Genomic DNA, 11,426 nt, shown 5'->3' on the forward strand with positions numbered 1-11,426 from the left:
CGCCAGCCTAGCGGAATACGCGCCAAAGCAAAGGGCCGCGGAACGATCCGCGGCCCTTTCCGTCTTCCATCAAGCTGCCTTGCGCAGCGTGAAATCCACATGCACCGCATCATAGGGAAAGACCACGCCCCCGCTGCCGGCGCGATCGAGCACGCCGGCCACCAGCAAGGCCTGCACGTCGCCATGCACGGCCCTGACGTCGCGGTCGACACGGCGGGCGATCTCGCGAATGGTCATTTCCCCCTGTCCTGTCATCGCCCGCAGGATGGCCCACCGCTTCGCGGTCAGCACCGTCCACAGCAGCTCCACCGTGGCGAAGCCGATGAACGCGCACACCGGCTCGCCGCGAAACGCGGCAGCCATCTGATGCCGCGTTTCCTCGATCCGGGAAACGCCAAGCGTTACGGTCGTCATCGTGTCGCCCTCCAACTCGCCGCCGGCATCCCGCAAAAAGCCGAACCGTCCATCGTTTATTAACCTTTCCCGGCGTCAATGGCGGTCCGCCCGACCAGGGTCCTGGGAGACCGCCGATGCTCAACCGCCTTTCGCTCGACCACCTGCTGAAACTGACGCTGTCGATCCTGGCCGCGGCGCTGATCGCCCTGATCTGCCTGCGGCTGTCGCATTCATGGACCGTGCTGGCCCGCGGCGAACGGGCCGAACAGGTCGTCGCGGCCTCGCGCCAGATCTTCACCGCGCTGGTCAACATGCGGACCGACCGCAGCACGGTGCAGCGCTCCTGGCAGGCGGAGGCCGGACTGACCCCGGTGGCGAAAGCGGCGCTGGACGGCTACCTGCGTGCGGAAGTCCCGGCGATGGCGGCGGCGGTGCCGCTGCTGCAGGACATCGCCTTCGATCGCAAGACGACGCTGATGCCGGCGCTGCACGCGTCGATGGAGCGCATGGAGACGCTGCGGCGGCAGTTCTTCGCCGGCATCGCCATGCCGAAACCCGAGCGCACGCCGGGTCTGGGCCAGGCGTATTTCAATGAAAGCCTGAAGCTGCAGGGCCTGCTGGAAAACATCTCGGCCAGCCTGTTCGCTCGGGTCAAGGACGACAACCCCTTCATCAGCCAGATGCTGTCGGTCAAGCAACTCGCGTGGCTGGTGCGTCTCAACACCGGCGAAGCATCGCTGCTGATCTCCCAGTCGCTGGGGAAGGGGGAGGCGCTGCCCGACCTCAAGACGCGCTGGTCCGGCTACCAGGGCGGCGCGCGCGTGCTGTGGGACGTGATCGACGACACGGTCACCGGCCTCGATCTCCCCAAGGCGTTTTCCGAGACGCTGGCCAGCGCCCGCCAGACGCTGTTCGCGCCCGACTACATGGCGGTGCAGCAAGGGCTGATCGACGCGCTGCTGACCGGCCAGAAGCCCGACAGGTCGGCGGACGTCTGGAGCAACTATACCGTTCCCAAGATGGCGGTGATGATGGCCGTCGCCGACGCGGCGCTGCAGCAGGCGCGCGTCTCCGCCAACGCCGCCAGCGAGGCGGCGCGCACCGACGTCGCCTGGCAGGCCGCGCTGCTGCTGGCGAGCCTCGCGGGCGTGCTGGCGGGCTTCCTGTTCGTGACCCGCCGCATCACCTCCCCGCTGCTGCGGCTGCGCGCCGCCACCGAACGGCTGGCGGCCGGCGACTTCACCGCCGAAACCGACTTGGGACGCCGCCGTGACGAGATCGGCAGCATCGCCGCCGCCCTGGGCACCTTCCGCCAGCAGGCGATCGAGAAGACCCGGATCGAGGAGGAGCAGCGCGGCACCCGCGAACGGGCGGAGCAGCGCCAGCGGACGATGGAAGGCCACATCGCCGATTTCCAGGGTTCGGTGGCCGAGACGCTGCGCACGCTGGATGCCGCGCGCGGGCAACTGGGCGAGACCGCCGGCGACATGACCCGGATCGCCGAACGCGGCGCGCTGGGCGTGCGCGACGCGGAACAGGCGACCGGCGAGGCGTCCGACAACGTCTCGGGCATCGCCGCCGCGACCGAGGAGCTGAACGCCTCGATCCGCGAGATCGCCCGCCAGGTGGCCGAATCCGCCCGCGTCAGCCAGCGCGCGGTGGAAGAGACCCAGCAGACGGACGAGACGGTGCGCGGCCTGGCCGAGAGCGCGTCGCGGATCGGCGAGGTCATCGGCCTGATCAGCAGCATCGCCGCGCAGACCAACCTGCTGGCGCTGAACGCCACGATCGAGGCGGCGCGCGCCGGGGAAGCCGGCAAGGGCTTCGCCGTCGTCGCCTCGGAGGTCAAGTCGCTCGCCAACCAGACCGCCAGGGCGACCGAGGAGATCGGCAACCAGATCGCCTCGGTGCGCAACGTGACCCAGGACGCGGTGCGCGCGATCAGCCAGATCCGCGGCACGATCGATGAGGTGAACACCGTGTCGACCATGATCGCCGCGGCCATCGAGGAACAGGGCGCGGCGCTGCAGGAGATCGCGCGCAACACCCAGATGGCGGCCGAGCGGACGCGGAAGGCGTCGGGCAGCGTGACGGCGGTTTCCGTTGAAACCGATGCGACGACGCACTCGGCCGGTGCGGTGCAGGCGGCGGTGAACTCGCTGGATCGGGAAGCCGGACGGCTGCGCCAGCAGGTCGATACGTTCATGGACCGGCTGCGCGCCGCGTAGGCATCGTGGCGTCCCGGCCAGGCGCCCGGCGGGGGACGCCGGGTCCTCCGGACGGGTGGTCCCGCCGTTAGGCGCATGCAGGCTTCCCGGCAGGCGCGTGCAGGCGTCATCGATGCCGGCGGCGATCCCGACGCCGAACCGGCAGTTTCCGGCGGAACAAGATTTGGTTTCCTACGATATCGCCGGCCCCGCGCGATCGATCGCTTCCGATCGAAGATTGCCGCGAAGCGGGACGCCGCCGCCCGTCGCCGCGGCGGCGCTCAGCCGCTCGCCGATCGTCTTCGCCAGCGTCTCGCATTGCTGGCGGATATCGGGGACCGAGGTGACCTCCCACCAGGCGCCCTTGGTCAGCGGCCCGATCGCGTACACATGCGGGCTGGCGATGCCGAAACGGTTCCGCACGGCCCCGTTCAGGGCAACGTCGACCCCCTGCCGGCACGGGTCCGGCCGGATGGTGCCCTTCGCCAGCAGGCCGCGCATCAGCAGGTCGTCGCCGCGGGTGATGTCCGTCGCGGCGCCGGTGCAGTTGACCACCCGGGCGACGCGCAGGGTCTTTGCCGCGTCCTGGCGCCGGGGACGCCAGGTGACGACCGCGCTGCCCTCGGCTTCGGCGACGTCCACGACACGGCCGGCCATGATGCGCAATTGCCCGCTGTCTTGCGCCGCGGCGATGCGCTCCGCGACCCGGCGCGGCAGGCGGTGCCGATGGACGTCCCAATAGGGGCGCGCGTGGCGCAGGAAACATCGCCGTTCCGCGTCGCTGAACCCGCGCCACAGGTCCTGGATCGTCGGGCGCAGCGCATCCATCACCCCCTGCCATCCCCCGCCGCCCTCCGCCGCTCGGTCCGCCTCCCGCCGCAGCCAGTGGAACAGGCCGGGGAGGTTCCCGGGCGGGGGGCAGTTGGGAACGAACGGGGCATGGGCGGCCGCGTGCGGGCGCGGCAGCAGGCCGCGTCGCGACAGCGCATGGATCGGGCCGGCATGCCCGGCGCCGAGCAGGGTCGTCACGACGTCGACCATCGTCAATCCGGTGCCGATCAGCAGCACCGGGGCGGCGGGCGCGATCCCGGACAGCGCGTCCGGCGCCCAGGGATCGTCCATCCACAGGCCGCCGGCTCGCAGGGACGCCAGGGCGGGATGGGGCGGCAGCGGCCTGGCGTTCCCGGTCGCCAGCACCGCGACGGACGCCGCCACCACGCCGCCGGAGGCCAGCCGCAGCACCACGCCGTCCTGTCCGGCATCGATCGCCACCACCTCGTCGGCCAGGCGCCGGGGGCAGGGAGCGTCGGCCGCGGCGTCCAGAAGCTGTTGCAGGTATTCGCCGTAGAGCCGGCGCGGCAGGAAGTCGGCCCCGGCGATCGCCTTATGGGGCCGGCGCCGCCGCGCCCATTGCAGGAAATGGTCCGGGGCTGCCGGGAAGGGGCTCATGCGGCCGGCCGGCACGTTCAGCAGATGGTCGGGGCCGGCGGCGCCGTAGGCCAGGCCGGGGCCGAACTGCCCGGACCGTTCGATGAGAAGGATGCGGGTGTCCGGCGGGACGACCGGACGAAGCCTGAGCGAGAGGATCGCACCGCTGAAGCCTGCACCGATGATGGCGACCGTTGGCTGGAGCATGGCTTATTCCCTATTTATCATATAGGAGATTAGGATATCGCCATGCCAAGCCTGTCAACCAAAAAATCGCCATTTTTGTTCCGGACTTGACCCGTTCGCGCCAAGGGCGCAGGAGCGCGGGATGCTGTCCAGTAAAGCAAAATACGCTGTCCGGGCGGTGGCGTTCCTTGCGGAACGCGGACGTCCGGACGGTTGGGTGCAGATGGCGGAAATCGCCGAACACGAGCGGATTCCGCCCAAGTTCCTGGAAGCGATCCTGGTGGAGTTGCGGGGCAGGGGCATCATCGAAAGCCGGCGCGGCGCGCAGGGCGGCCATCGGCTGTTCCGCTCGCCGGCGGAGATCTCGGTGGCCGACCTGATCCGGATCGTCGACGGCCCCCTGGCCCTGACGCCCTGCGCCAGCCGGACGCAGTTTCACCCGTGCTCGGACTGCGTCGACATCGCCCGCTGCCGCCTGCAATCACTGATGCGCGAGGCGCGCGACGCCGTCGCCGGCGTGCTGGAGAAGTGTTCGGTCGCCGAACTCATCGCGCGCCCCGGCCGGGAGGCTTTGGACCGCCCCCAAGGGGGACGCCCGCCGGGAGGACGCCCGCGGGGGCGCAAGGCCTCCGTCGCGACCGGGCGAAGGGTGCTGGCCGCGGCGAAAGAGGGGTAGTTCCGGGCGGGCAACGTCGTTGCATCCTGGCGCCGCCGTATCCTGGTGCCGCCGTACCCTGGCGCCGCTGGGGCTGGCGCCGCTGGGGCTGGTGCCACTGGGGCTGGTGCCACTGGGGCTGGTGCCACTGGGCTGGCGCCGTTGGGGCATGACCCGCCGACCGCGGGACAAGCCCGGCCGTCGGCACCCTGCCGTGCCGACCCGGTAGGAGCCTTGCGGAAACCCCATATCACGTTTTCGAATTTCCGTTGCCTCCGTGCGGAGAATAACATATCAATCCTATCGATTAGATAGGAAATAACGACCTGCACGAGGAGGCCGCGGATGATGATTCATTTGGATGGTCCTCGCCGCCCGGCGGGCGGTGCGCCGGCGCCGGCCGCGCCGCCCCTGCAACGGCTATGCCGAGCGATCGATCTGGCGGCGTCCGAACCCCTGCCGCGGCGGCAGGCCGCGATTGCCGCCGCGATGCGGCCCTATCTCGGCGCACGGGACCTGCTGCATCCGGTTCCGTGCCCGTCCTCGCCGGACCGCTATGTCCGCCACCTGCTCCACGCCGGGCCGCAGCACACCGTGCTCGCCCTCGTCTGGCGCCCCTGCCAGATGTCGCCGATCCACAGCCATCGCACGTGGTGCGTCCTCGGCATCCATTGCGGCTGCATGACCGAAACGTTCTTCGTCCCGTCTTCCGGGACCCTCGCGGCCCGCGGCTGCGCCCTGCGCTATCCCGGCGACGTCAGCCATGACCCGACCGGCCCGGTCTCGGCGCACCGGCTGGCCAATCTCGGCGCCGAGACCGCCATCTCGATCCATGTCTACGGTGCCGCCTATGATCGCCTCGGCGAGGACGTGAACGAAATCCACGCCGCATGATGGGGCACCCCCCATAAGGCTTCGGGCATGGCATATGTCACCGCCGGCCGCCCGATCCGTCAGAACCGATAGCCGATACCCGCGCCGACCACGATCGGGTCCAGCGAGGTGCGCGCCTTCACGGTCGTCCCCAGCGCGTCCACATGCGCGTCGGTGTTGAGGAAAAGCTGCTTGACGTCGACGTTCAGGAACCAGTGGCCGGCGACGTTGTAGTCGAAGCCGGCCTGGATCGCCGCCCCGACATTGTTGCCGACGCTGAAATGCGTCACCGGCGGATTGGCCGGACTGCTCCCATACCAGAACGTCACGTTGATGCCGGCGCCCACATACGGGCTGAATTTCGAATGCGGCATGAAGTGGTATTGCACCGTCAGCGTCGGCGGCAGCGCCCAGACGCTGCCGACATCGAGGTTCGAGCCGACGGCGGAGTTCTTGACGCTAAGCTCGTGCCGGGTCGACGCCGCGATCAGCTCGAAGGCGATATGGTCCGTCAGGAAGTAGGACAGGTCGAATTCCGGCGCGGCCTGCGCGGTGGCGGACACGGTGCCGCCGATCCCCGAGACGGAGCTTGAGTTGTTCTCGGGGATCACGCCGATCGCGCGGGTGCGGAGCATGAAGGTCCCGGCCTCCTTGCCGACGCCGGGCTGGCTGAAATCGAACACGGACTGCGCGAACGCCGAACCGCCGAGGGCGAGGCTTCCGAGGATCGTGGTCGCGAACAGTAACGTTTTCATCGTGCCTCCTCGCGGAGCGGATACGCCGCTTCCGCCGATCAGAACCGCCGCACACCGGCAGGCACGACGAATAAGCACCGGTGCGAAACCACTTGCGTTGATTTCGGTTAAATCGGGAGGAAATTCAGGCAGGCGTTGCGCGGCGCGAACATCCGGCCGCGCGGCGGCCTTGCCCCGGACGCCGCGGTCCGGGGCAAGGACGGCCGGTCAGTCCGCTTGCGCGCCCTCGGCCAGCAGGTCCGTCCGCTGGGCGTTGTCGCGGATGTTCAGGAAAAGCGCGCAGACGACCGCCGCGACGAAGCCAAGCACGGCCAGGCCATACAGCCCGCCGCTGAAGCTGCCGGTGAGGTCCTTCATCGCGCCCACGTACCAGGGACCGAAGAACCCGCCCAGGTTGCCGATCGAGTTGATCCAGGCGATCGCGGCCGCGGCGGCCGGCCCGGTCAGGAACATCGGCGGCATCGCCCAGAACGGGCCCTTGCTGCCATAGAACCCGCAGGCCGCCACCGTCATGCCGAACAGCGCCCACCACGTGCCCATCGTCATGCCCGCGATCACCAGCCCGACCGTCGACATCACGCAGGCGAAGAACAGGTTCCACCGCCGCTCTTTCATCCGGTCGGAGATGTAGCCCCAGACCACCAGCGACACCGCGGCGCACAGATAGGGGATCATCGTCAGCCAGCCGACCGTCATGTTGCTGGTGACGCCCAGCGATTTGATGATCTGCGGAATGAAGATCAGCATCCCCAGGCTGGCGGTGACGATGCCCAGGTAATTCAGCGACAGCAGCATCACCTTCGGGTTGAAGAAGGACTGCCACATGCTGATCTGGTGGACCGCGTCCTTCGCCTGCTTCTCGGCGGCGAGCGTGTTCACCAGCCACGCTTTCTCCTCGGCGTTGAGGAACTTGGCCTGCTCCGGCCGGTCGGTCAGCACGAACAGCACGAGGACGCCGATCACCACGGTCGGCAGGCCTTCCAGCAGGTACATGTGCTGCCAGCCATGCAGGCCCAGCCAGCCGTCCAGCCCCAGCATGGCGGTGGAGATCGGCGCGCCCGCGGCGACCGCGATCGGCAGTCCGATCAGGAAGCCCGACATGATCCGCGCATGGTGGTGATGCGGGAACCAGTAGGTGAAATAAAGGATGAGGCCCGGGAAGAACCCGGCTTCGGCCAGGCCCAGGAAGAAGCGGATGGCGGCGAAGCTCTGCGATCCGGTGGCCAGCGCCGTGGCGGCCGACAAAATGCCCCAGGTGATCATGATCCGAGCGATCCAGAGCCGCGCGCCGACTTTTTCCATGATGACGTTGCTGGGTACCTCGAACAGGAAGTAGCCCCAGTAGAACGTCCCGGCGGCGAAACCGAAATCGGACGCCGACATCTTCAGGTCGCCGCGCATCGTCAGCGCGGCGAAGCCGACGTTGATCCGGTCGACGTAGCACAGAAAATAGGTCAGCACGGCAATGGGCAGCAGGCGTAGATACACCTTGCGCATCGCCGATGCCTGTATGGCATCGAGCATCGAAACCTCCCTGTTAATCCCACGGGGTTAATCCCTCGGGGTTGATCCCTGAGGGTGATCCCTTCGGGGTCCGTCCCTTTCGGGTCCGCTATTTTTCAGGCTTGTAACAGGGAGCCTATTCGTTCGCCGGTCAGGAGCGCAAGCGAATCCGTGCGGTCTCGGCGTCGTCCACCACGCCGGTGTCGCTGACGACGACTTTATAGAGCGTGCGCGCGTTGTCGGCCGAGACCAGGCCGTCCCTGACGTCGCGGGCCACCAGCGCCGGGTCGCGGTCGGTGGGCTCGCCCATGCCGGCGCCGCCGGGCAGTTCCAGGACCAACCGATCGCCATCCGGAATGATCTGGAAGCCCTTGGTACGCAGGGTCTTGCCGGATTTCTGCGCCACGCGGCCGGCGGCGCCGTTCAACCCGCCTTCCCGCCCGCGCGGGGCATGCGCGATGCGGTCGAAGCTGGCGTTGACGGCGAATTCCAGGTCGCCCTTCGTTGCGAACTCGATCACCTGGCCCACGCCGCCGCGGGTGCGGCCGGCGCCGCCGGAATCGGGCTTCAGCTCTTTCCGCCACAGGATGATCGGCGCGACGTTCTCGGTCGCCTCCACCGGCATGGTGCGCACGCCGGAGGGGAAGGCGGTCGCGTTCAGCCCGTCCTGGGTCGGGCGCGCGCCGGTGCCGCCCGAGTTGAACGTGATGATCTCGAAATCATCGATCACCGGCTTGTTGCCGCGCGCCTGGCCCGAGATCGCGCCGCCGCCGCGCAAGGGCGGGTTCCACAGGCTCGACGCCCCCTCGGCCATCACCCGGCCGGGCACGGCCTGGTGCAGGCAGCCCATCATCAGGTCGGGCAGCAGGTGGCCGATGACATGGCGCACCGAGACGGGGTAGGGGCGCGGCGCGTTCAGGATGCAGCCTTCGGGTATTTTCATCCGAAACGGTGCCAGCGAGGCCCAGTTGTTCGGAATCTCCGGCGCCACCACGCACTTGATCCCGAAACAGCTATACGCTCGGCAATACGCCGCCGGAACGTTGATGCCGCGCCCCGACAGGCCGGAGGTGCCGGCGAAATCGACCTCGATCCCGTCGTCCAGGATCTCCATCGACGCGGCCAGCCGCACCGGTTCCTCATAGCCGTCGGAATAGATCTCGTTGACGTAGGTGCCGGCGGGGATCTTCTGGATCTCGGCCAGCGTGGCGCGGCGGGAACTGTCGAAGATGAAGGCGGCCAGGGAGTCGAGGCCGTCCATCTCGAACTCCTCCATCATCTCGTCCAGCCGCTTCACCGCCGCGTCGTTGCAGGCGCACAGCGAGTAGACGTCGCCTTCCAGCTCCACCGGCAGGCGGGAGCCGGCGCGGAGGAAGTCGAAGAAGGTCTCGTTCGCCACGCCCTGGTCGAAGCACTTGACGATCGGGATGTACATCCCTTCCTCGAACACCGACCGGCCGTCGGGGCCCATGCCCAGGCCGCCGATGTCGATGACGTGCGCGGTATTGGCGAACAGCCCGACGATCGTGCCGTTGTGGAACGCGGGCGTCACCACCGTCAGGTCGTGCAGGTGGCCGGTGCCCAGCCAGGGATCGTTGGTAATGTAATGATCGCCGGGCCGCATCGTGCCGGTCGGGAACTTCGCCAGGAAGTGGCCGACCGATTCCGCCATCGAATTGACGTGCCCGGGCGTGCCCGTCACCGCCTGCGCCATCATCCGCCCCTGCAGGTCGAAGATGCCGGCGGACAGGTCCCCGGCCTCGCGCACGGTGGTGGAGAAGGCGGTGCGGATCATGATCTGCGCCTGCTCCTCCACCACCGCGATCAGGCGGTTCCACATGACCTGGCGATGGATCTGGGCGAGGGCATCGGTCTCACGCGACATGCGATTGGCGGCTCCGGACTCGGCTCGTTGCACGGTTCGTCGTACGGTTGTCTTCTATAGGATGATTGCACCCGATCGCCTGCCGTCTCGTCGGACGGCTTGTGGATACAAGTCGGGATCGATCATCACATCGACTGCGTTCACGCCGATCCTCGGACGACGGGGGTTTGGCCTGCGGCGACGATGCCATAAGGCGGGGTTTCCCGCCATGGGCCTTGATGCGATGCCTTGGGACGCCGGCGGTCGGCGGATCAGGGCTGCTCGGGCGTCAGCACCGCCTCCCCGGGCGTCAGCACCGCCTCATAGACGTCCAGCGTCGCCTCCTGCATGGCCCTCACCGTCGGCACGGAGGCGCGTGCCCGGGCGCCCAGCGCGGCACGGACTTCCGGATCGAGGTCCAGCGCGTGGGCCAGCATCCCCGCCAATGCTTCGGCGTCGCCCGGAGGCACGCGCCAACCGGTTTCCCCATGCCGCACCGTCTCGACCGGGCCGCCGAGGTCGGCGGCAATCACCGGCCGTGCCATTGCCTGCGCCTCGATCACCACGCGGCCGAAGGCTTCCGGCTGGGTCGAGGCGTGCACCACGACATCGGCCAGCATCAGCGCCGCGGGCATGTCGTCGCACTGGCCGACCAGACGGAGCTGCTCTGCGATGCCCAGCGTCGCAGCCTGCCGCTGCAACGCCTCGGCGTAACGGTGCCGGCCCTGATGACTGCCCACCAGCACCGCCATCACGTTGCGCCTGCCGAGGCGCGCGACGGCATCCAGCAGGACGCCATGGCCCTTCCAGGCGGTCAGCCGACCGGGCAGCATGACCACGTGGGCATCGTGCGGCAGGGACCAGGCTTCGGCCAGCCTGGCGATGCGCGACCCGCTGACCGCCGCCGGGTCGAACAGGGCCGGGTCCACGCCGCGTGGGATCACGCGGATTCGCTGCTCCGGCACGCCATGTTGCCGCATCACCAGGTCCGCGATGAAGCGGCTGGCGGCGATCACGATCTGGCCGCGCGCCATGACGGCATTATAAGCCCGCTTGAACGGCAGATCCTCGCTATAGGTCCCATGATACGTGGTGACGAAAGGTACCCCGGTCCGCTGACTGGCCAGCCAGGCCGACCAGGCCGGCGCCCGTGACCGGGCATGCACCAGCGACACGCGGTGCTCGCGGATGATCTGCTCCAGCAGGCCGGCGTTGCGCCAGATGCGCCAGGGGGTTTTGCTGGCCAGTGGCAGCGTCAGATGCGTACCGCCCGCCCGCTCGACCAGCCGCACCATGGGGCCGCCGGCGCTGGCCACCAGCGCGACGCCCTCGGCCTCTGCGATGGCCTGGGTGATCTCCACGGTGCCGCGCTCCACTCCGCCGGTCACCAGCGACGGCAACACCTGAAGAATGACGGGCGACTCGGCCGGATCTGGCATCGCGGCAAGGTAACATGGATTGAAGACGCCGGGACGGGCCATACGGCATGGCGGGAACGCGACGGCGCGGGATCGCGACGGCCTCCGGTTGGCGGTGGCACCGCAGGCGGATATCGTCGA

General features: G+C 68.7%; 9 protein-coding genes. 3 read left to right on the plus strand and 6 right to left on the minus strand.

What is annotated here, in order from left to right:
- Positions 1 to 69 precede the first annotated feature (69 nt).
- The gene (locus VHB27_RS13790; RefSeq protein WP_325601336.1) at positions 70 to 414 is read right to left on the minus strand and encodes a transcriptional regulator; all 345 of its coding nucleotides are present in this window, start codon (positions 412 to 414) and stop codon (positions 70 to 72) included.
- A 116-nt stretch (positions 415 to 530) separates the two neighbouring features.
- Between VHB27_RS13790 and VHB27_RS13795 the strand changes: the two genes are divergently transcribed.
- Positions 531 to 2,624 (plus strand): methyl-accepting chemotaxis protein, encoded by a 2,094-nt coding sequence (locus tag VHB27_RS13795; protein WP_325601338.1) that lies wholly within the window; start codon positions 531 to 533, stop codon positions 2,622 to 2,624.
- 171 nt (positions 2,625 to 2,795) lie between these two features.
- Here VHB27_RS13795 and VHB27_RS13800 read toward each other — a convergent pair whose 3' ends face one another.
- Positions 2,796 to 4,238, minus strand: coding sequence for an FAD/NAD(P)-binding protein (locus VHB27_RS13800; protein ID WP_325601340.1), 1,443 nt, complete (start codon positions 4,236 to 4,238; stop codon positions 2,796 to 2,798).
- 121 nt (positions 4,239 to 4,359) lie between these two features.
- Here VHB27_RS13800 and VHB27_RS13805 point away from each other — a divergent pair, with 121 nt between their 5' ends.
- Together VHB27_RS13805 and VHB27_RS13810 are read left to right on the plus strand one after the other, a co-directional pair.
- Positions 4,360 to 4,893: an RrF2 family transcriptional regulator gene (locus VHB27_RS13805; RefSeq protein WP_325601342.1), complete on the plus strand. Its 534-nt coding sequence runs from the start codon at positions 4,360 to 4,362 to the stop codon at positions 4,891 to 4,893.
- 324 nt (positions 4,894 to 5,217) lie between these two features.
- Positions 5,218 to 5,766: a cysteine dioxygenase family protein gene (locus VHB27_RS13810; protein ID WP_325601344.1), complete on the plus strand. Its 549-nt coding sequence runs from the start codon at positions 5,218 to 5,220 to the stop codon at positions 5,764 to 5,766.
- Between the two features lie 59 nt (positions 5,767 to 5,825).
- On the opposite strand, the gene VHB27_RS13815 is transcribed toward VHB27_RS13810, so the two are convergent.
- From VHB27_RS13815 to VHB27_RS13830, 4 genes are all read right to left on the minus strand, one after another.
- Positions 5,826 to 6,500 carry an OmpW/AlkL family protein gene (locus tag VHB27_RS13815; protein ID WP_325601346.1) on the minus strand — a complete coding sequence of 225 codons (675 nt, stop codon included), beginning with the start codon at positions 6,498 to 6,500 and terminating at the stop codon, positions 5,826 to 5,828.
- A gap of 207 nt (positions 6,501 to 6,707) precedes the next feature.
- Positions 6,708 to 8,024: an MFS transporter gene (locus VHB27_RS13820; RefSeq protein ID WP_325601348.1), complete on the minus strand. Its 1,317-nt coding sequence runs from the start codon at positions 8,022 to 8,024 to the stop codon at positions 6,708 to 6,710.
- Positions 8,025 to 8,154: 130 nt separating this feature from the next.
- Positions 8,155 to 9,888 carry a hydantoinase B/oxoprolinase family protein gene (locus VHB27_RS13825; protein WP_325601350.1) on the minus strand — a complete coding sequence of 578 codons (1,734 nt, stop codon included), beginning with the start codon at positions 9,886 to 9,888 and terminating at the stop codon, positions 8,155 to 8,157.
- Positions 9,889 to 10,139: 251 nt separating this feature from the next.
- Complete coding sequence (locus VHB27_RS13830; RefSeq protein WP_325601352.1) at positions 10,140 to 11,306, minus strand: glycosyltransferase family 4 protein; 1,167 nt, start codon at positions 11,304 to 11,306, stop codon at positions 10,140 to 10,142.
- Positions 11,307 to 11,426 lie beyond the last annotated feature (120 nt).

This window comes from Rhodopila sp. (assembly GCF_035548235.1).
GTDB lineage: Bacteria > Pseudomonadota > Alphaproteobacteria > Acetobacterales > Acetobacteraceae > Rhodopila.